Genomic DNA, 20854 nt, shown 5'->3' with positions numbered 1-20854 from the left:
AAGAGGATGACAAATTTGGAAAAATGGACACAATTAATGTTGGAACAAAATGAGGCCAACTTTGCCCGTTATGAAAAAAATCGCACGGAGCAGGAAGTCTTTGATTTTTATACAGATATGAAACCTTTTGTCGATGAGGCGAAGCGGATTGCGGACGGCTTTCTCGGGGAGGCACTGCCGTTTATTCAAAAAGAACGCCCTCGCTATATCGGGGAACAGCAGCTGCGTCAAGCGGCAGAAAATTTGCAGATGACCGCTGTTTCGGCTTTTAATGGAAAGAGTTTCTACAAGCATTTCTTAGATCACTATGAATCGACAAAATATACGGTGACACGTCTGCAAATGGCCATTTCAGAAATCGAGGGAAAAGCATGAAGTCAGTTGTCGTTACAGGCTATAAAAGTTTTGAATTGGGGATTTTCAAGAAAGATGCAGAGGAAGCGCGCTTTATTAAAGAAGCTTTGCGCAGGGAATTGTTGACGCTTGTGGATGAGGGGCTTGAATGGGTCATCATATCTGGATTGCTCGGTACGGAGCTTTGGGCTGGCGAAGTGGTGTCAGAGTTGAAATGGCAGGGCTATGCGGTCAAGCTGGCCGTGTTAGAACCGTTTGAAGGTCAGACTGGCAACTGGAATGAAGCTAATCAACTGTGGGCTTCTGAGGTGCTTCAGGATGCGGACTATCATGCGTTTATTACCAAGCGTCCTTACGAAAGTCCGCGGCAATTTGAGGTGCGTGACCAATTTTTGATTGATCATACGGAAGGGGCCATACTGATCTATGATTTAGAAAAGGAAGGCTCACCGCGCTTTTTTTATGAACGGGCCAAACAGGCGGCGGAAATGGGCGATTATGAGCTTCGGTTGATTGACTTTTACCGGCTGCAGGAAGTGGTGGAGGAAATCAATGAGTGGGGAACTGATGAATAAAAAATCAGGATCAAAAGTTTAACAAATTAACAAAAATCTGGATTGTTTGAAAAACTGGGGAGATAATCTGGTATTTCTCGCGATTTTAAAAGGCTAGTCATTGACAAATGGTGTCAGATTTGGAACAATGATAATATGTATTGATTTACATAAAAAAACTGACTTGTAATTAAGAAGAGGTGAATCCTAATGGCTTCTGAACATTTTGAGTATAATTTAACAGCAAAAGAGATTTTAGAAAAAGAATTTAAAACTGGTCTTCGTGGGTATAATCCGGAAGACGTCGATGAATTTTTGGATATGGTCATTAAAGACTATGGAACTTTTACGCAGGAAGTAGAAGCATTGCGTGCAGAAAATATCCGTCTTGTGCAAGAGCTGGAAGGCAGTCCGGTAAAACGGGATGCAGCGGCTTCGTTCCAATCACAACCGCCTGTGCAACCAGCAGGCACGACCAATTTTGATATTTTGAAACGTTTATCGAATCTTGAAAAGCATGTTTTTGGAAACAAGCTGGACGACGGTGAATAATTTATGGTATGATAAGTACCGTTCATAATTAACGTTCGGATAATCGCTGCTCCGGCAGAGGAAAGTCCATGCTCGCACGGTGCTGAGATGCGCGTAGTGATCGTGCCTAGTGAAACAATAAGCTAGGGCACTCCGGTTTGACCGGTTTGACGGCAGATAAACGACCTACGTCTTCGGATATGGTTTAGTAGTCTTGAAAGTGCCACAGTGACGAAGTTCTTCGAGAAATCGGAGAAGTGGAACGCGGTAAACCCCACGAGCGAGAAACTCAAACAATGGTAGAGGCACTTTTCCCGAGGAACTCAACAAGGGAAGAGGTACTGATTTTTCAGTGCAGATAGATGATTATCCCTGTATTACCTCCCTGCCGGTAATAGAGGACAGAACATGGCTTATAGAACGTTAATTGCAGGATGAAATGAAATTTTGGAGCTGTTTCATGCGGCCTTTTGCTTATTTGAATCGAATGAGCTCGGCAGTTGAAACAGCTTTTTTCTTGCTAAATAGAAAGGGACGTGTAAAATGGATGAGTTTCAATTAGTGGCAACAGCAGCATCAGGACTCGAAGCAATTGTTGGGAAAGAAGTGCAGCGCCTTGGCTATACGCCGCGAGTCGAAAATGGAAAAGTTTTCTTTAAAGGAGATAAGATGGCGATTGCACGGGCGAATCTGTGGCTGCGTGTGGCAGACCGGGTGAAAATCGTTGTGGGTGAGTTCAAAGCGACAACTTTTGATGAGCTTTTTGAAAAAACGAAAGCTTTGCCTTGGGAGGATTTCTTACCGCTGGATGCAGCATTTCCTGTGGCGGGTAAGTCTGTTAAATCAACGCTTTACAGTGTGCCAGATTGTCAGGCGCTCGTCAAAAAAGCGATTGTGAACCGTTTGAGTGAGAAATATCGCCGTTCGGGTCGATTGATGGAATCCGGTGCGCTTTTTAAAATCGAAGTGGCGCTTCTGAAAGACCATGTGACGCTGACGATTGATACAAGTGGTGCGGGGCTTCACAAGCGGGGCTATCGTATCGGGCAAGGGGGCGCGCCTCTGAAGGAAACTATGGCAGCGGCTTTGGTCCTTTTGACTAGCTGGCATCCTGATCGACCATTTTACGATCCCGTTTGTGGGTCGGGCACGATCCCGATTGAAGCTGCGATGATTGGGCAAAACATTGCGCCGGGCTTTAACCGCGAATTTGCTTCTGAAACTTGGGACTGGATGCCAAAGCGGATCTTTGAAGAGGCACGCAAGGAAGCGGAGTCTCTGGCGAATTACGATCAGAAGCTGGACATTATGGGCGCAGATATTGATCATAAAATGATTGAAATTGCCAAGCAGAATGCCATCGAAGCGGGGCTGGGTGATTTGATCTCCTTTAAACAGATGCAGGTAAGCGACTTTACGACGGAAAAAGAATATGGAGTGATCGTGGCCAATCCGCCATACGGAGAACGTTTGGAAGATGAAACGGCCATCAAGAAGCTCTATCAGCAAATGGGTGAAGTTTACAGTGCGATTCCAACCTGGTCGGTCTATGTGGTAACCTCCTACGAAGCATTTGAGGAAGCTTACGGCAAAAAGGCGACCAAAAAACGGAAGCTCTATAATGGTTATTTGCGAACCGACTATTATCAGTACTGGGGACCAAGAAAGCCACGCGATCATAAATAGACAGGAGACGAGAAAATGGCAGAAACATTGAGCGAATTGAAGCAGGAATTTTTGGATTTTGTACGGAAAATCGAAGCGAAAAAAGAAGCGCTCGAATTGGTGGGCTGGGACATTCGTACAGGTGCACCGAAGAAGGGGCTGGATCAGCGGGCGGAAGTGATCAGTGTTCTGTCGGCAGAAATTTTTGAAGCAGAGACGTCGGAAGAAATGGCGGCTTTTATTGCAGCACTTTCTCCTTATAAGGCGGAACTGGATGAGATTACGGCGAAAACGTTGCACGAATGCCAGAAAGAATATGATTTGAGTAAAAAAATTCCGGCGAAAGAGTATCGCGCATATACAAAACTTGTCGCACAAGCTGAAAATGCTTGGACGGAAGCGCGGGCGGAAAATGATTTTGCCAAATTTGAGCCGTATTTGACGGAAATCGTGGCGATGAAAAGACAGTTTATCGAATACTGGGGCTACGAGGAAAACCGCTATGACACGCTGCTTGATCAGTATGAGCCGGGCATGACGGTTCAGATTGTTGATCGGGTTTTTGCGACGCTGCGGAAGGGAATCAAAGCGCTCCGCCTGAAAATTGAGCAGGAAGGTATTCGACCAGACGCATCACTTCTTGGGCTTTACCGGATGCCAAAAGAAGAACAAAAACAATTAGGGCTTTCTGTTCTTGAAAAAATGGGCTTTGATTTTGAAGCAGGGCGTCTTGATGATACCGTGCATCCGTTTGCTTCGGGGCTAAATCCAGGAGATGTGCGGATTACAACGCGCTATGATGAAGATAGTTTTAAAATGGCGCTTTTTGGAATTATTCACGAAGGCGGTCATGCGATTTATGAGCAAAATATCGATTGGCAGCTGGTTGGGACACCGCTCGCAAATGGGGCTTCTATGGGGATCCATGAGTCGCAGTCACTTTTCTATGAAATTATTCTAGGCTCGAGTTTTGCTTTTTGGAAGAGCAACTATCCGGCGGTTCAAAAGATGGCAAAAGGTGCTTATGAAACGGTTTCGGTGGAGGACTTTTACCGGGCGCTCAATCTGACGGAAAGCTCACTCATTCGTATCGAAGCGGATATTCTGACATACCCGCTACATATCATGATTCGCTATGAGCTTGAGAAGGCGCTTATGAATGGCGAACTTGAGGTTAAGGATCTGCCACAAGCATGGGGCGATATGTATGAAGCCTATTTGGGGGTTCGTCCGGAAACGGATTCGACGGGTGTTTTACAGGATATTCACTGGGCAGGTGGCGATTTTGGCTACTTCCCGTCCTATGCACTTGGTTTAGTTTATGCGGCACAGTTTTTCGAGCAGATGAAAAAAGACTTGCCGGACTTGGAAGCCGTTTTGGCAGGGACTGATTATCGGCCGATTAAAGACTGGCTGACACAGCATATCCACCGCTATGGCAAGCTGAAAACGCCGATTGAATTGTTGAAAGAAGCGACAGGGGAGCCGATCAATCCATCCTATTTACTGCACTTGTTGGAAGAACGGTATGCCTTTGTCTATCAATTGAAAAACTAGCTTGACCAAGCAATCGCACAACGTTATAATGTAACAATACTAACACACTTATATAATAGCTGTAATACGGACAGCGAGTTTCTACCTGGATCCCGTAAAGATCCGGACTATAAGTGAGAATTGTCGAATTGATCAGTGTCCATACTGGTTTCTTTGCCTACTTCTCCTTAATTTGGAGCGGTAGGCATTTTTTGTTTTTATGGGATTTTCCGAAATGAGAGGAGTCATACTGTTGAAATTACTAGAGCAATATATTTTACAAAAAGGTACTGTTTTGCCCGGAAATGTACTAAAGGTGGATGCTTTTTTAAATCATCAAATTGATCCTGCACTGATGCAGGCGATTGGTCGGGCTTTTAGTGAGCGTTTTAAAGAAGCGGGCATTACCAAAATTGTGACGATCGAATCATCGGGAATAGCGCCGGCGGTTTTTGCCGGTTTAGAGTTGGGCGTACCGGTTGTTTTTGCACGAAAGAAAAAATCGGTCACTTTGCAGGATCACCTATATACATCGGCGGTCTATTCATACACGAAAAAAGAATCGAATGACATTTCAGTTTCAAAATCATTTTTATCGAGTGAAGATACGATCTTGGTTATGGATGACTTTTTAGCAAATGGTCAGGCAGCCATTGGGCTTTTGGAGATCGCAGAACAGGCGGGGGCAAAAGTTGCGGGAATCGGGATTGTGATCGAGAAAAGTTTTCAACAAGGACGCGGCTTGCTGGAAAAAACGGGCATTCCTGTCTATTCACTTGCACGGATTGCTTCGCTTGAAAATGAACAGATTGAATTTATCGAGGAGGACTAGGGGATGCTTGGCAAAGGGAGAATTTTAGCTTTAGGATTTCAACATGTGCTGGCGATGTATGCGGGTGCTGTGATTGTGCCGCTTCTTATTGGGGGAGCTTTGGGCTTTAACGGAGAACAAATGACATATCTTGTGTCGATTGATATTTTCATGTGTGGGATTGCCACTCTTTTGCAGCTGACAGTCAATCGCTTTTTCGGAATTGGATTGCCGGTTGTCCTTGGTTGTGCCGTTCAGGCGATTGCCCCGATTATTTTGATTGGGCAGGAGATGGGAATTGGTGCAATCTATGGGTCGATTATTGTTTCAGGCTTGTTTGTCCTGCTGATCGCGCCATTTTTCTCGCGCATCGTCCGGTTTTTTCCGCCAGTTGTAACGGGCTCAGTCGTGACGGTCATTGGGCTGACACTGATTCCTGTCGCCATCAACAATCTGGCTGGTGGAGAAGGGGCGAAGGATTTCGGTTCGCTCTATAATCTGGGACTGGGATTTGGTACACTTTTGCTGATCATTTGTGTGTATCGTTTTGGGAAAGGCTTCTCTAAGGCGATTGCCGTATTGATTGGACTTGTGGGCGGTTCGCTGGTTGCCGCAGTTTTAGGGCATCTCAGTCTTGCTCCGGTTAGTGAAGCTGATTGGTTTCATCTGCCGACACCGTTCTACTTCGGGGCACCAACTTTTGAATGGTCGGCCATTTTGACGATGATTTTGATTTCGCTTGTCAGCATGGTAGAGTCAACGGGTGTCTATTTTGCCTTATCGGATATCGTAGGGAAGCCGCTCGACAAGAAGGATTTAACGCGCGGTTATCGGGCAGAAGGTCTAGCGATTATTTTGGGTGGAATTTTCAATACTTTTCCTTATACGGGGTATTCTCAAAATGTCGGTCTCGTGCAACTTTCGGGAATCAAAACGCGTAAAGTGATCTACACGGCGGCAGGCTTTCTACTTCTGCTCGGGCTAGTGCCAAAGATTGGTGCAGTTGCAACGATTATTCCAACACCTGTACTGGGTGGGGCCATGGTCGCTATGTTTGGAATGGTCGTCGCACAAGGAATTAAAATGCTCGGGAAAGTTGATTTTTCTTCACAAGAAAATCTGCTGATCATCGCTTGTTCCGTTGGTGTTGGCTTGGGGGTAACGGTCGTGCCGGATCTTTTCAAAGAACTGCCGTCGTTTATCCAACTGTTTACAAGTAACGGGATTGTGGCAGGGAGCGTCATGGCGATTGCGCTTAATCTTTTATTCAATATGCTCCCAGGACGGAAAAAAGCAACGGAACAGGAGCTGGAAATTCATCACGCGAAATAAAAAGGGAAAGACTGTGGGAAACGCAGGCAAAAGTTCGTTGCTTGGTGTTTCCCACAGTTTTTTAAGTGGTGAGACTTGCAAAATAAATAAAAGAGCGTATAATGTAAAACGTAATCATTTCGATTTAAAAAAGAACGTTGAAAGGAGCATCACATGGCTAAAAAGTCCAAAGTTGCCAAATATGAGAAACAAAAGCAACTCGTCGAACAGTATGCGGAACTTCGCAGACAGCTGAAAGCAGAAGGTCGTTATGACGAGCTTCGGAAACTGCCGCGGGATTCTTCCCCATCGAGATTGCATAACCGTTGTGAATTGACGGGTCGCCCACATGGCTACATGCGTAAATTCGGCATGAGTCGGATTCGCTTCCGTGAACTTGCCCATAAAGGACAGATTCCTGGTGTCAAAAAAGCCAGCTGGTAAATAAATATGGAAAGCTGTAAGAGGATCACTTCAACATTTTCGATACCTACTTACAGCTTTTTTTTGCTATTTTTTCGCGAATTTTGACATTTTTGTGAATGATGTTGCTTTATATCTAAATAACGTGGTATATTTTAAAAGTACCTATGGGACACAAAAAACATTTGGAGGGAATACTTCATGAATAAAAAAGGGATTATGGGGCTGATTTCGGCCTTACTTGTTTTACTAGTTGTGCTAACTGGTTGTGGGGGGCCTAATCGTGTGGCACCAGACCAAGCGGCAGATTATGTGATGAACGCACTGATCAAAGGGGAAGATACAGATAAGCTAGAGGATACATTTGGTTCAGATTACGGCAATTTTGAATCTGATTTCAAAGAGAGCTTTATCTCCAGCTTTAAAAGTCAATTGACAAGCACGACAACAGCTGATCTGGATCAAGAAGTCAATGATTTTTATGATGCGTTTATGGCGCAAATGAAAAAAGAAGCTTCTTATACAACGAAAGTGACAAATGATGACAAAGAAAAACCAGAAGTAAAAGTGAATGTGAAAGGTCTGGACATGGCAAGTGTTCAAAAAGAACTGACAGAAAAACTGACGAATGCTGTAACGGCTGATCCTTCGCTTGCAACAGATCAAGATGCTTTGATGAAAAAGACAATGGAGCTTTATACAGAAGCAATCAAAAATGCAAAAGCTGTTGAAACTGGGACAGATGTAACGATGAAACTTGAACCAAATCCGAGTGATGACAGTCAGTGGAAAATGAGCAACGAAACAGAATTCATGATGAATGTTGCAACCGCGCTATACATGGGCGGCTACTAAGAATAACCGTTGCGTAAAAAAGGGAATCAAGAATGGACAAAAGGACTGCTTTCACGTTTTTTTGTCAGACTCTTGGTTCTCTTTATTTTTAGGTGCGTTTCTTTTCGTGATACAATTTAATTAATGCTTGAACCAAATTAAAGGAGGTTTTTGGACGATGATGCTGGATGAATTAATGCTCTATGTGGAGGATCCTTACCGGGTGGCAGAATTTTGGAAGAAAAACTTTGGCTTCATAGAAAATATCACAAAAGAAGAAGGTATTTTAAAAATTGAATTGCGGCCTCATGCATCTGCTGAAACGAAGCTTATTTTATTTGAACGAGCCGTCATTGCCAAATTACAGCCTGAATTAAATCTGAATACGCCGTCCATGCTTTTCGGTGTATCCAAGGGGGAACTGGAGCCGCTCTTTGAAATGATCCAAGCAAATGGTGTGAAAGTAGGTCAATTAGTGACGACACCAGGAGGCATGCGAGTGTTCAACTTTGCAGATCCGGAAGGCAATTATTTTGCCGTGCGAGAATTGGGCGATAGATGAGGGGAAAGCGGGTGCAGAAATAGGCATTTGCTGAATCAGTAGAAGGAGTAATTTGGCAGGAAAATGTGTCCGCATGTTTTCTTGCTTTTTTATGGCCGTTTTGTGGTTTATTAGCATGTGGGAAACAGCCTTTATCAGAGACTTGTTTTAGAAATGCTTTTTAGTTATAATGATTCTAAATTGGCGCAAAGGAGTTTTCAAAGTGTGGCATCCAACAGAAAAAGACCTATTAGAAACATTGAAGCTCGTTAAAATCAAAGGGTTTGTGCTTGTGAATCTTCAAGAAGAAACGATTTTTGAGCATTATTTTATTGGCTTGGATAAATCCTGTTTTTTGCGGACGCTATACTGGCTGGAGGCCAACCAGTTTGTGTTTCGAACGCCGATTAAAGAACTGGGTAAAAAGCGGTATTATTTGACTGATGAGGGTGAAGCCTTGTTAAAAAAACTGCAAAAAAACAAAGAGTCCTCGGAAACTTAGGGCTCTTTGTATAAAAAGTGTGGAAGCAAGTGGAACAACTTGCTTATTTTTAGTGTAATACGCAAACAAGACGAAACGAAGAAGAAAAAATGAAAAAAAGATGAACATTTTGATTGGGCGCTAGGGCAGGCTCATGATACACTGAAAGAAGGCTAACAGAAAAGAGGATGACGATGGAACAAAAAGAAAATTTGCTGATTGTAGACGGAATGGCGCTCCTTTTCCGTTCTTTTTATGCGACGAGTGTGACAAAACAGTTTATGTATAATGCGGATGGTATGCCGACCAATGCGGTTCAAGGGATGCTGCGTCATTTACTTGCGGCCATTCGTCAAGCGGAGCCCACGCATACGCTGATTGCCTGGGATATGGGCGCAAAAACTTTTCGGAATGAATTGTTTGATGGCTACAAAGCAAATCGAACGGCGCCGCCCGAGGAAATGATTCCACAGTTTGATTTGGCGAAAGAAGTGACGGCACGCTTTGGGTTTCAAAATATTGGCGTACCGGGCTATGAAGCAGACGATTGCATTGGAACGATCTCCAAGCATGCCGCGGATTTTTTACCGACGACTGTTTTAAGCGGCGATAAGGACTTGCTCCAATTGATTTCGGGAACGAATCACGTCTGGATCATGCAGAAGGGGTATGGGAATTATAAACGTTATGATGAAGCGGTATTTTTTGCGGAGATGGGCATTACACCGCTCCAGTTCATTGATGTGAAAGCTTTGATGGGCGATACATCGGACGGCTATCCGGGCGTTCGGGGAATTGGTGAAAAAACGGCACTCAAGCTGATTCAGGATTACGGCTCGATTGAGGGCGTTCTGGCACACTTGGAACTACTGAAACCCGGCGTTCAAAAAAAGATTCAGGAAGACTTGGTGATGCTCGAGCTCAGTCAAAAACTGGCAGCCATCCATACAAGTGTACCACTTGAGGTTAATTATGATCAGTGTCTGTACCGCGGGATTACAAGCGATTCTGTCGATGTTGTGCGTGAATATGGCTTGAAAACCGTCGAGCGGGATTTGGGTTTATTATAGAATGGAACTAAAAAAAGCAGGATGGTCCTTCTTTTAGCGGAAAATTTTCGCTTGGGAGGGGGGCGCATCATGCTTTTTTCTTGTTTTTTTGCCGGCGGGCTTTTTGGATGGCTTGGCGGGCAAGCTGATCGGCTTGTTTATTTTGCGCAACGTTTTTCCATTCGATGAAAAAAAGCGGCACTTGATCGATCAGCTGGAGAATCTGATCTAAAAGCGGTTTGAAGAGGGGATTTTTGGCGTGCCTTTTTTCGATCGATTCGATGACGATTTTACTGTCTGTATAAAGGCGGATGAGCGTGGGTTGTTTGGAGCAGGCAAGTTCCAGCCCCAGCTTGACGGCCATAAATTCCGCTTCATGATTGGTATATGCGCCTAAAGGGATCGCGTGCTGTTCATAAATGCCGTTTGCGACAAGTACCACACCTGCGCCGCTTAGGCCTGGATTTCCTGAACTGGCACCGTCAACATAGATTTCCAAATGATTCGCCTCGTTTCTTTCTAGCTAGCACTCACTATAAAAGAAATTGTAAAAAAGTGCAATAAAAAAGCTGACTAAGATAGCCAGCTTGACCGTGTCCATTGCGACTTGAAATGATTAGATTTTTTCTACGTTTGCAGCTTGCGGTCCGCGGTTGCCTTCAACAACTTCAAAGGAAACTTCTTGACCTTCTTCAAGAGATTTGTAGCCATCTCCTTGAATGGCTGTGAAGTGAACGAAGATGTCTTCGCCGCCATCTGTTTCGATAAAACCATAACCTTTTTCATTGTTGAACCATTTTACTTTCCCGTTTTGCATTAAGACAAATCCTCCTAAATCCTCATGACCCAACATGGCTGGATCATCGTACTTTCACACAAGACTTGCTTGTCTGATACTAACACTATAAAACAATTGACCTAGATACGTCAAGTAGATTTTTGAAATTTTTTATAACATTCCGACTTGTAACGGCTTACTTGCGAGAAAACGATCGATGAGGCACTGGTTGTGTGCAATAATAATTCTTATATTAGGTCAAAAGGATTTAATGGATATAACATTTTGGGTATAAAGATTCATATGTGAAATCGAAGTCATGCTGATGGAAAAACTTTCTGGTGAAAAGAGTGTAAATATTTTGTTTCGGCCTGGTTCTATAGTACAATTTGTATGTGAAAGAAATTAAGTTGGAGGGTATGCGATGCCAACACCTAGTATGGAAGACTATATTGAAAAAATCTACTCACTCATTGAAACGAAAGGGTATGCGCGTGTATCAGATATTGCCGATGAGCTGCTTGTCCATCCCTCGTCTGTGACAAAAATGGTCCAGAAGCTGGATAAAGATGAATATCTTGTTTATGAAAAATATCGCGGTCTGATTTTAACGCCCAAGGGGAAGAAAGTGGGCAAACGACTGCTTGAACGCCATACGCTTCTGGAAGAATTTTTACGTGTGATTGGTGTGATGGAGGAACATGTTTACAATGATGTCGAAGGAATCGAACATCATTTGAGCTGGAATTCGATCGACCGAATTGGCGATTTACTTCAATTCTTTGAGGAAAATCCAGATGCGCGTAAGAAATTACAAGACATGCAGGAAAAAACACATACGGAATAAATACCGGTATGCCAAGTTTGCAAAATGTCGAAGCGCAATCAAGAGGAACGTACAGCAACTCGCTTGCTGGCCGATTTTTTCGGTGTTCAAAAAAGAAAGAGGTTACATTTTGCAACTTATATACAATATTTACATATGGAGGGGAATAAAGAGTGGTCAAACAATTCAAATCCGATATTGAAATCGCTGCTGAGGCGGAAATTTTACCGATAACAGAAGTAGCGGAAGGTCTAGGGTTGGAACTAGACGATTTGGAGCTTTACGGGAAAACAAAAGCAAAACTGACTTATGAAACCATCCACGATTTAAAAACAAGAGAGGACGGCAAGCTGATCCTTGTGACGGCGATTAATCCAACTCCAGCGGGAGAAGGGAAATCGACTGTGACGGTGGGATTAGGAGATGCACTTTCTCAAAAAAATAAAAAAACGGTGATTGCGCTTCGGGAACCTTCGCTTGGTCCTACAATGGGGATCAAAGGCGGGGCAACTGGCGGCGGCTATGCACAGGTCATTCCAATGGAAGATATTAATCTCCACTTTACGGGGGACTTTCATGCAATCACGGCGGCGAACAATGCGCTTTCTGCCTTTATTGATAATCATATGCAGCAAGGCAATGAACTGGGAATTGATCAGCGGCGTATCGTTTGGAAACGGGTGGTTGATCTGAATGATCGGGCGCTCCGCAAAGTGGTCGTCGGGCTGGGTGGCCCCGTTCAGGGGATTCCGCGTGAGGACGGCTTTGATATTACGGTGGCCTCGGAAATTATGGCGATCATTTGTTTAGCGACAGATTTAAAAGATCTGAAGCATCGACTGAGTGAAATCGTGATTGGCTATAATTATGCACGGGAGCCGATTACGGTGGGTGAGCTTGGCTACGAGGGGGCACTGACGCTTCTTTTGAAGGACGCGCTGAAGCCGAATCTGGTGCAAACGCTTGAACATACACCGGCGATCGTTCATGGGGGTCCGTTTGCCAATATTGCACACGGATGCAATAGTATTTCGGCGACACAAACGGCTTTGAAATTAGGCGAATATACGGTGACGGAAGCGGGATTTGGTGCGGATCTTGGCGCTGAGAAATTCCTTGATATTAAGGTACCCGCGCTTGGTAAGGCACCGGACTGTGTGGTCATTGTGGCGACGATTCGCGCGCTGAAAATGCATGGCGGCGTGGCTAAAACGGATCTGGGCGCTGAAAATGTCGAGGCGCTTCGGGCGGGCTTTGCCAATTTGGAAAAGCATGTCGATTCGATTGGCCAATTTGGCATTCCTTTCGTTGTGGCAATCAACAAATTTATCACGGATACGGAGCAGGAAGTGGCGGCGCTCGAGGAACTTTGTGCGGCAAAAGATATTCCATTTTCTTTGACGGAGGTTTGGGAAAAAGGCGGTGCTGGCGGTCTGGAACTTGCAGATAAAGTGATCGCGGAGGTTGAATCTGGGCGAGCTTCTTATAAACGGCTCTACGATGATGCGGACAGTATCGAGGAAAAACTGGAAAAAATCGTGACGAAAATCTACGGTGGCATCGGGGTAGAACTATCAACCAAGGCACAGAAGCAGATTGCCGAATTCAAGAAATACGGCTGGGATCGCTATCCGATTTGCATGGCGAAAACGCAGTACAGCTTGTCGGATGATCCGTCGCTGCTTGGACGGCCGACGAATTTCACAGTGCATATTCGTGAATTTATTCCGAAACTGGGTGCTGGCTTTGTGGTGGCTTTGACGGGTGACGTGATGACGATGCCGGGCTTGCCGAAAAAACCAGCAGCACTCAACATGGATGTGGATGAGAAAGGGCATGCGAAAGGCTTGTTCTAAGCGATAAAATTTGAAAACCACGGTTGGCAGAAATGCGGCTGTGGTTTTTTTATAAGATGGGCTTATTTGGAGAACAGTTGCAAGTTGGTATAATCGAGCTGTAAACAATAATGAGAGAGTAGCTAGCATGAAGGTATGCAAAGTTTTATTTTCTAGTTTTGCTCGTACATACAATGGAAAAGGCAGGTGGCGGCGATGAAAAAGAACGGTCGTTTCTTATTTTACATTCGTGCTTTGATTCTTACAGTACTGTTTATCATTTGTTTCTGGATATGGGGAGCTGAAAAGGTTGCTCCATTTGTTTTAGTCTATCTGATTCTTGAAAGTGTCTGTGTTTATTTTTATCGGAGGAAAAAAGCCTAATCATTTGTTAATGCACAAGAAAATAATGATTGAATCTGTAGAGAATAGAGAAGGTAGATGTATGAAAAGTTATATTATTACGCATTTTTTGAAAAAGCTGGAAGGAGCTTCGTTTCAAACCAAATTTGGTGGACAACCGGATTGGTTAACCTCTCCTGAGTGGCCAGTTAGTACTGCTTGGGGTAAGCGGCCTATGAAATTTATAGGGCAAATTCGTTTAGACGAAATTTATGATGACATTAATGAGGTGGTCATGGCCTATTTTTTCATGACACAGCCTATTGATAAAGAGGATGATTTCTTTGATCCTGACATCATTTTCCCAGATGGAGGAGAGAATGCGGTTATTGTTCAACCTGATGGACGTATACCGAATTTTATTGAAGTGAGTGATTCTGCTGTGGGTCCAACGAGCGATTCAGAGCATATATGGATACCGCAAATACAGCAAAAAGAAGAAATGATTACACTAGAATTTGATGAATTAGATAAGGATAAATTCGGGGGGATTCCAGCCTCTTTTCAGGTGAATGAAGGGATGGCGGCCGATCGTTTGTTAGTGCAATTACATACAAATTGGCTGCCTTTTTACCTAAATGCGGGTTCTTCACCGACGTTGTTTGTATTTCTCAAACCACATTTGAAAGAGGGTTATCTAACGATTGAAGATACTTGAGCCATTCATTGTCGTATCTGTTACTAGAGGGACACGCTGAGATTATTATTTGGCGAGTGTTTGTTTGATGTGGACAAAATGATTTAGAGGCAAAGATTTATGTGGGCTACATTTTAGCGGAAACCTTGGCTTCTTTTAGCTGAGAATCTCTTTATTTTATTGCCTAGTTCTGCTCTTTCGGCTAAAATATAAGAAGACTATGCAAGATGGAAGGATTATCATGAAGCAAATTAAACTTATCGGTATCGCGAAAAGTTTTGGCGAAAAAATATTATTTGATCAGGTCGATTTGACGATCTCTGAAGGGGAGCGGATTGGGGTCATTGGTGTCAATGGGACCGGGAAATCGACTTTACTTGAGATCGTTTCTGGCAAGGAGTCGGCGGATGCGGGGGAAATCGTTCGGCCGGGCGACTATACGATCTGCTATTTGGCGCAGGAGCCGCCGCTTGCAGCTGATAAAACGGTGCTTGAGACGGTGTTTATGGCGGAGACGCGCAGCTTTCGGGCGATTCGGGCTTATGAAGAGGCGCTCCTTTTGATGGCGGAGTACCCGGATGATGAAACGCGGCACCAGGCCTTTTATGCCGCACAGCAGGAAATGGATGCGACGCAAGCTTGGGATATGAATACGGAAGCAAAAATGATTCTCGACAAGCTGGGCATTACGGATTTGACGGCGCGTGTTGGGACGCTTTCGGGTGGTCAAAGGAAACGGGTCGGTTTGGCGCAGGTGCTGATCGAAACGCCGGATCTGCTCATTCTGGATGAACCGACCAACCATTTGGATTTTGAGTCGATTCGCTTTTTGGAGGACTATTTGAACCGCTTTAAAGGGGCCGTTCTTCTTGTGACGCATGATCGGTACTTTTTGGACCGGATTACAAATCATATTATTGAGCTCGATCGCGGGAAAATTTATCGCTACGTTGGCAACTATGAAAAATTTATGGAGTCGAAAGCAATCCGCATGGAACAGGAAGAGAGCACGCGTGAGAAAAATCGCAATCTTTACCGGAAAGAACTGGCTTGGATGCGGCGCGGGGCTCAGGCACGCTCGACGAAGCAGAAGGCGCGGAAGGATCGTTTTGGTGAGCTGGAAGCAAAAGTGAAAACCAAGGAAGATTCCGGCAGTCTGGAGCTTGATTTTCAGCAAACGCGGCTTGGAAAAGAGGTCTTTACGCTCAAACATTTGGGCAAACATTTTGGTGAGAAGGAAGTTTTGAAAGATTTTAGCTGGATTATTCAGCCGGGTGAGCGGCTCGGCATTACGGGCGAAAATGGCACGGGAAAATCCACACTGTTGAACCTTCTGGCCGGACGACTCGAGGCGGATCAAGGCGAGCTGATTGTCGGGCAGACGGTGCAGATTGGTTACTATACGCAGCAGAATATCGAGCTGGATACGGAGAAGCGCATGATCAGCTATTTGCAAGAGGTCGGCGAAACGGTGACCACGACAAGCGGCGAGACCATCAGTGTCAGCAGCATGCTCGAACGGTTCCTGTTTCCGCCAAGTACGCATGGCAAGTTGATCGGGAGTCTTTCGGGTGGCGAACGGCGCCGGCTTTTCCTACTCAAGATTTTAATGGAGCGGCCCAATGTTCTGTTGCTCGATGAACCGACAAACGATCTGGATACAGAGACGCTGACGGTGCTTGAGGACTATTTGGAAAGCTTTGGCGGGACGGTCATCACGGTCAGCCATGATCGCTACTTTTTGGATAAGGTGGCTCGCAAATTGCTCGTCTTTGAAGGGATGGGCGAGATTCGGCCGTTTTACGGTGAGTACAGCGACTATTTGGCCGACAGGGAAGCGTCGCGCAAAATCAAGCGGCAGACGAGCAAAAAGGCTGTAAAAGAAGCGCCTGTTTTAGAAAAGCCGAAAGAAAAGACCAAGTTGACATATATGGAAAAAAAAGAGTGGGAAGGGATCATGAACGAGATTGAAACGCTTGAAAATTCCCTTCTGGAGCTGCAAAATCGGCTTGAAGAAAGCGGGGCCGATTTTATGCTGGCGACGGAACTCAATCAGGAAATCGAAGCACAGGAAGCGAAACTAGAGGAACGCATGAAGCGCTGGGAATACTTGGCGCAATATGCGGAGTAAGGAGTCGGTTGATAATGAAGCAATATCTGGAACTTGAAAAATATGTGATGGAACATGGGACGCAAAAAGGGGACCGGACGGGAACTGGCACGATCAGCACGTTCGGCTATCAAATGCGGTTTGACTTGGGGAAGGGTTTTCCGATTCTGACGACGAAGCGTGTGCCGTTCAAGCTGGTTGTTAGCGAGCTGCTTTGGTTCCTGCATGGCGATACGAATATTCGCTATCTGTTGCAGCACAATAATAATATCTGGAACGAGTGGGCGTTTGAACGCTACGTTAAGAGTGTGGATTATACGGGGCCGGATATGACGGACTTTGGTCTTCGGGCAGTGCGTGAGCCGGATTTTAATGAGGTCTATCAGGCTGAAATGGCCAAATTTAAAGCGCAGATTCTGGAAGACGAAGCGTTTGCACGGAAGTACGGTGAGCTGGGGAATATTTACGGCAAGCAGTGGCGCGAATGGAAAACTTCGACGGGCGAGACGATCGACCAGTTGAAAGAGGTGATCGAGATGATCAAAACAAATCCGAATTCGCGGCGGTTGATTGTTTCGGCGTGGAATCCGGAAGATGTGCCCAACATGGCTTTGCCGCCGTGTCATACGCTATTCCAGTTTTTTGTGGCGGATGGCAAGCTTAGCTGTCAGCTTTATCAGCGGAGCGCGGATATTTTTCTGGGTGTTCCGTTCAATATTGCAAGTTACGCATTGCTGACCCATTTGATCGCGCGTGAGGCGGGTCTTGAAGTGGGAGAATTCGTGCATACGATGGGAGATGCGCACCTTTATAACAACCATTTGGAGCAGGTGAAAGAACAGCTTAGTCGGGAACCTCGAGCGCTTCCAACCTTGCATTTATCCGATCAGGTGCAGTCGATTTTTGATTTTGATGTGGCGGATGTCTGGCTTGAGGGGTATGACCCGCATCCATCGATTAAAGCACCGATTTCAGTATAAGAAGGAGGAAGGAAGATGCTGACATTTATTTGGGCGCAGGACGAGCAGGGGGCGATTGGCAAGGATAACCGGATGCCGTGGCATTTGCCGGCGGATCTGCGGTTTTTTAAAGAGCAGACGACAGGGAAGACGATCGTGATGGGGCGCAAAACGTATGAATCGCTTGGGAAAGCTTTGCCGAATCGGGAAAACCTGGTTTTGTCTCGAAGTCGCGACTTGCGGCTTTCTGATGCGGAGGTCGTTCATGAGGTGGAGCCGATTCTTGCACGCGCGAAAACGGAGGATATTTTCATCTGCGGGGGTGCGGAGATTTACCGGCTGTTTATGCCCTATGTGGACCGTTTGATCGTGACGAAGATTGCTGCGACTTTTTCTGCTGATACGAAATTTCCGGAAGTGGACTGGTCGAAATTTACCGAGACGAGTCGGATGGAGAATAAAAAGGACGAAAAGAATCCTTATGACTATACATTTGTAACATATGTGCGTAAAAAGCCGAATCAGTGATTGATTCGGCTTTTTGCCAGAAAGGCGGGATTTATGAAATGGAATCGAAGTTAGCAGTCAATCTGCGGGCGATCGGGCGGATTTTGCCGCAGCTGGCCTGTCCGCATTGCGGCGGTCATCTGGCGCTGGAAGGGGCTTCTTTGCTATGCGAGGCGGGGCATCGTTTTGATGTGGCCAAACCGGGGTATTTATTTTTACTAGACCACGGGATTCATACAAAATATGATCGGCAGCTGTTCGAGGCGCGAAAACGAATCAGTGATGCGGGCTTTTTTGCGCCGCTTACGGAAAAATTGGCTGAGCTGTGTGCGACCTACTTGGACGGGCGGACAGAAGGCCTTCTAGTGGACGCGGGAACTGGTGAGGGCAGTCATTTGGCGGAAATCAGTCGGCAGCTTGGCGGCGGGTATCCGGTTGTCGGGCTGGATATTGCGAAGGAGGGCATCAGGCAGGCGGCGCGCGACTATCCGGGCCATGCGTGGATTACGGCAGACTTGGCGGCTTGCCCTTTGCAGGATGATTCGACGGCACTCTTGCTGAATATTTTGTCACCGGCAAGCTATCAGGAGTTTGACCGGATTTTGAAAAGCGACGGGCTGCTGATCAAAGTCTTTCCGGAAAAGGACTACTTGCAGGAAATTCGGACGGCCTTTGCGCTGAAGGAAAGTGGTGGTCATGCGGTGGTTTATGAGCGGCTTTTGGAGGAATACACGGTGATCGAGGAGGCGACGCTTCATTATCAAAAAGCGCTTTCGGCGGAACGGTTTCGCGACTTGTTGCTGATGACGCCACTGGGCTGGCATTTGGAAGCGGCGCAGGTCGACCAATTTTTACAGACAGATCTTCCACAGGTGACGGTTGGGTACAGAGTTGTTGTCGCACGGAGAAAAGCCTGAACAGAAATGGGACTTAAAAAGTGGTCTTTTGTACGGTATAATGAAGGCGAAACGAGAAATGAGAACGGGAGGATCATCATGGAGCAATTTGATTTACGGACACTGCAAAATGGTTCAGATATTCGCGGAATTGGGATTGAGACGGACAAGCATGCGCTTACGTTGACAAATGAAAATATTCGGCTGATTGCACACGGTTTTGCCAACTGGCTGGAGCAGAAAAAAGGCTTATCGGGTCGGGTGAAAGTGGCGGTTGGTCATGATAGTCGCTTGTCTGCTGAGAGAATCAAGACGGAGTTGATCGATCAATTAGTGAAACGTGGCGTGGACGTGCTTGATGTGGGGCTTGCTACGACGCCGGCGATGTTTATGGCAACTCAGTATGCGGATTATCAGGCGGATGCTGCCTTGATGATTACTGCTAGCCACTTGCCTTATTTTTATAATGGGATTAAGTTTTTCACTAAATCTGGCGGTGCGGAACATGAAGATATTGCCTTTATGTTGGAAAATCCGGTTGCACATGGGGATTTTTCTGGTGGAACGGTCGAACAGCGGGCACTTCTTACGACTTATGCAGAGGATCTGGTGGCCAAAATTCGGGCAGGCATACGAGGCGCGGCTGATCCGCTCAAACCGCTTGCTGGTAGTAAGATTGTTGTTGATGCGGGAAATGGCGCTGGGGGCTTTTTTGCGACGGAAGTGTTGGCTCCGCTTGGGGCTGATATTACGGGCAGCCAGTTTTTGGAGCCGGATGGTCATTTTCCCAATCATATTCCGAATCCGGATAACGATGAAGCCATGGCGAGTCTTAAACGTGCGGTGCTTGCAAATGGGGCGGATCTTGGTGTGATTTTTGATACAGATGTGGACCGATCGGCACTGATGGACGCACGTGGGGAAAGTTACAATCGAAATCCTTTGATCGCGATGATCAGTCGTATTTTACTGCGCGAGCATCCGGGAACGACGATTGTGACGGATTCAACGACGAGCAATCACTTGGAAGATTTTATCGAGGCGTGCGGCGGAAAACAGCACCGATTCAAACGAGGCTACCGGAATGTGATCAATGAGGCGATTCGTTTGAATGAAGCGGGGACACCGAGTGAAATTGCTATTGAAATCAGCGGACATGCGGCGTTAAAGGAAAATTATTTTCTTGATGATGGTGCCTATCTGGTGGCCAAAATTTTGATGACGTATGCGGAGCTTAGGGCAGAGGGCCGATCGTTGCAGGACCTGATTGCTGATTTGGTGGAACCTGCTGAAAGTACGGAAGCCCGTTTGCATATCGAAGCGCCGGATTTCAAAATTTATGGGCAGACGGTTCTTCGGAATTTGCCGGCTTATGTGCGGACGGTTCCAGGCTTTACGCTTGAACCGGTGAATCATGAAGGGGTGCGGGTTAATACATCGGGTGAATTTGGTCAGGGCTGGTTCTTGCTGCGGATGAGTCTGCATGAGCCGGTGATGCCGATGAGCATTGAAAGTGATGAACCGGGCGGAATTCAAAAAATCAAACAGGCGCTGCAGCCATTTTTTGCACAATATGAAGCGTTGATTACGGCGCAGCTGGATTTATAAAAAACATGATCATGAAAGTATAAGGGAAGCTAAACGCGAGCTTGAGCGCCATTTTTTTAGATGCCGATTGCTTGCGTGGGGCTTCTTTTTTATTTTGTTTCAACCACTTTTCCTACGGCTATAGTCTTATTTTGTAATTTTTTTTAAGTTTTAACTGGCGTTTCGTTCATTGGCATGTTAGGATGAAAAGCAAGTAAGTACTTAAT

Annotated in this window: 22 protein-coding genes, 1 other RNA gene and 1 riboswitch; of the genes, 21 read left to right on the top strand and 2 right to left on the bottom strand. The window is 45.7% G+C overall.

Going from position 1 to position 20854, the window contains the following annotated elements; genetic code table 11:
* The first annotated feature begins 6 nt into the window (after positions 1-6).
* The 13 genes from CS921_RS06345 (at position 7) to CS921_RS06285 (ending at position 10111) form a co-directional block, all read left to right on the top strand.
* Complete coding sequence (locus CS921_RS06345; RefSeq protein WP_099222230.1) at positions 7-375, top strand: YppE family protein; 369 nt, start codon at positions 7-9, stop codon at positions 373-375.
* On the top strand, positions 372-929 hold the full coding sequence (locus tag CS921_RS06340) for an SLOG family protein (protein ID WP_099222229.1): 558 nt from the start codon (positions 372-374) through the stop codon (positions 927-929). Before CS921_RS06345 ends, CS921_RS06340 begins: the two co-directional genes overlap by 4 nt.
* Positions 930-1118: 189 nt before the next feature.
* Positions 1119-1460 carry a cell division regulator GpsB gene (gpsB, locus tag CS921_RS06335; RefSeq protein ID WP_099222228.1) on the top strand — a complete coding sequence of 114 codons (342 nt, stop codon included), beginning with the start codon at positions 1119-1121 and terminating at the stop codon, positions 1458-1460.
* 31 nt (positions 1461-1491) lie between these two features.
* An RNA gene (gene rnpB, locus CS921_RS06330) (RNase P RNA component class B) lies at positions 1492-1860 on the top strand.
* 122 nt (positions 1861-1982) lie between these two features.
* Positions 1983-3125, top strand: a complete 1143-nt coding sequence (locus tag CS921_RS06325) for a THUMP domain-containing class I SAM-dependent RNA methyltransferase (RefSeq protein ID WP_099222227.1) — start codon at positions 1983-1985, stop codon at positions 3123-3125.
* A gap of 15 nt (positions 3126-3140) precedes the next feature.
* A complete protein-coding gene (locus tag CS921_RS06320) occupies positions 3141-4661 on the top strand; it encodes a carboxypeptidase M32 (protein WP_099222226.1) in 1521 nt (506 codons plus the stop codon).
* Positions 4662-4689: 28 nt separating this feature from the next.
* Positions 4690-4791: riboswitch (purine riboswitch) on the top strand.
* A gap of 102 nt (positions 4792-4893) precedes the next feature.
* Complete coding sequence (locus CS921_RS06315) at positions 4894-5472, top strand: xanthine phosphoribosyltransferase (RefSeq protein WP_099222225.1); 579 nt, start codon at positions 4894-4896, stop codon at positions 5470-5472.
* Between the two features lie 3 nt (positions 5473-5475).
* Positions 5476-6783 (top strand): nucleobase:cation symporter-2 family protein, encoded by a 1308-nt coding sequence (locus CS921_RS06310; protein WP_099222224.1) that lies wholly within the window; start codon positions 5476-5478, stop codon positions 6781-6783.
* A 153-nt stretch (positions 6784-6936) separates the two neighbouring features.
* On the top strand, positions 6937-7206 hold the full coding sequence (gene rpsN / locus CS921_RS06305; RefSeq protein ID WP_099222223.1) for a 30S ribosomal protein S14: 270 nt from the start codon (positions 6937-6939) through the stop codon (positions 7204-7206).
* 180 nt (positions 7207-7386) lie between these two features.
* On the top strand, positions 7387-8040 hold the full coding sequence (locus tag CS921_RS06300; RefSeq protein WP_099222222.1) for a DUF5105 domain-containing protein: 654 nt from the start codon (positions 7387-7389) through the stop codon (positions 8038-8040).
* 157 nt (positions 8041-8197) lie between these two features.
* Positions 8198-8581: a VOC family protein gene (locus CS921_RS06295; RefSeq protein WP_099222221.1), complete on the top strand. Its 384-nt coding sequence runs from the start codon at positions 8198-8200 to the stop codon at positions 8579-8581.
* 202 nt (positions 8582-8783) lie between these two features.
* Positions 8784-9062: a DUF3116 family protein gene (locus tag CS921_RS06290; protein WP_099222220.1), complete on the top strand. Its 279-nt coding sequence runs from the start codon at positions 8784-8786 to the stop codon at positions 9060-9062.
* Positions 9063-9235: 173 nt separating this feature from the next.
* Positions 9236-10111, top strand: a complete 876-nt coding sequence (locus tag CS921_RS06285) for a 5'-3' exonuclease (protein ID WP_420843743.1) — start codon at positions 9236-9238, stop codon at positions 10109-10111.
* 67 nt (positions 10112-10178) lie between these two features.
* Here the strand turns inward: CS921_RS06285 and CS921_RS06280 are convergent, their stop codons facing one another.
* Together CS921_RS06280 and cspD are read right to left on the bottom strand one after the other, a co-directional pair.
* A complete protein-coding gene (locus tag CS921_RS06280) occupies positions 10179-10589 on the bottom strand; it encodes a ribonuclease HI family protein (RefSeq protein WP_099222218.1) in 411 nt (136 codons plus the stop codon).
* Positions 10590-10706: 117 nt separating this feature from the next.
* Entirely contained in the window at positions 10707-10907 is a 201-nt protein-coding gene (gene cspD / locus CS921_RS06275; RefSeq protein ID WP_088808596.1) for a cold-shock protein CspD, read from the bottom strand.
* A gap of 385 nt (positions 10908-11292) precedes the next feature.
* Here cspD and mntR point away from each other — a divergent pair, with 385 nt between their 5' ends.
* The 8 genes from mntR to CS921_RS06235 all read left to right on the top strand — a co-directional run bounded on the left by mntR (position 11293) and on the right by CS921_RS06235 (position 20648).
* Positions 11293-11715: a transcriptional regulator MntR gene (gene mntR / locus CS921_RS06270; protein ID WP_099222217.1), complete on the top strand. Its 423-nt coding sequence runs from the start codon at positions 11293-11295 to the stop codon at positions 11713-11715.
* 152 nt (positions 11716-11867) lie between these two features.
* Entirely contained in the window at positions 11868-13550 is a 1683-nt protein-coding gene (locus CS921_RS06265; RefSeq protein WP_099222216.1) for a formate--tetrahydrofolate ligase, read from the top strand.
* A gap of 424 nt (positions 13551-13974) precedes the next feature.
* Positions 13975-14589: a DUF1963 domain-containing protein gene (locus CS921_RS06260; protein ID WP_099222215.1), complete on the top strand. Its 615-nt coding sequence runs from the start codon at positions 13975-13977 to the stop codon at positions 14587-14589.
* A gap of 220 nt (positions 14590-14809) precedes the next feature.
* Complete coding sequence (locus CS921_RS06255) at positions 14810-16699, top strand: ABC-F family ATP-binding cassette domain-containing protein (RefSeq protein ID WP_099222214.1); 1890 nt, start codon at positions 14810-14812, stop codon at positions 16697-16699.
* Positions 16700-16713: 14 nt separating this feature from the next.
* Positions 16714-17658: a thymidylate synthase gene (locus CS921_RS06250; RefSeq protein ID WP_099222213.1), complete on the top strand. Its 945-nt coding sequence runs from the start codon at positions 16714-16716 to the stop codon at positions 17656-17658.
* 15 nt (positions 17659-17673) lie between these two features.
* Positions 17674-18165 (top strand): dihydrofolate reductase, encoded by a 492-nt coding sequence (locus tag CS921_RS06245; RefSeq protein ID WP_099222212.1) that lies wholly within the window; start codon positions 17674-17676, stop codon positions 18163-18165.
* A gap of 38 nt (positions 18166-18203) precedes the next feature.
* On the top strand, positions 18204-19061 hold the full coding sequence (locus CS921_RS06240; protein WP_162921708.1) for a putative RNA methyltransferase: 858 nt from the start codon (positions 18204-18206) through the stop codon (positions 19059-19061).
* Between the two features lie 78 nt (positions 19062-19139).
* Positions 19140-20648 (top strand): phosphohexomutase domain-containing protein, encoded by a 1509-nt coding sequence (locus tag CS921_RS06235; protein ID WP_099222210.1) that lies wholly within the window; start codon positions 19140-19142, stop codon positions 20646-20648.
* Positions 20649-20854 lie beyond the last annotated feature (206 nt).

The organism is Listeria costaricensis (genome assembly GCF_900183385.1).
Taxonomy (GTDB): domain Bacteria; phylum Bacillota; class Bacilli; order Lactobacillales; family Listeriaceae; genus Listeria; species Listeria costaricensis.
Note: the sequence above shows the minus strand (reverse complement) of the source record. Positions and strands in the feature narration are given on the sequence as shown.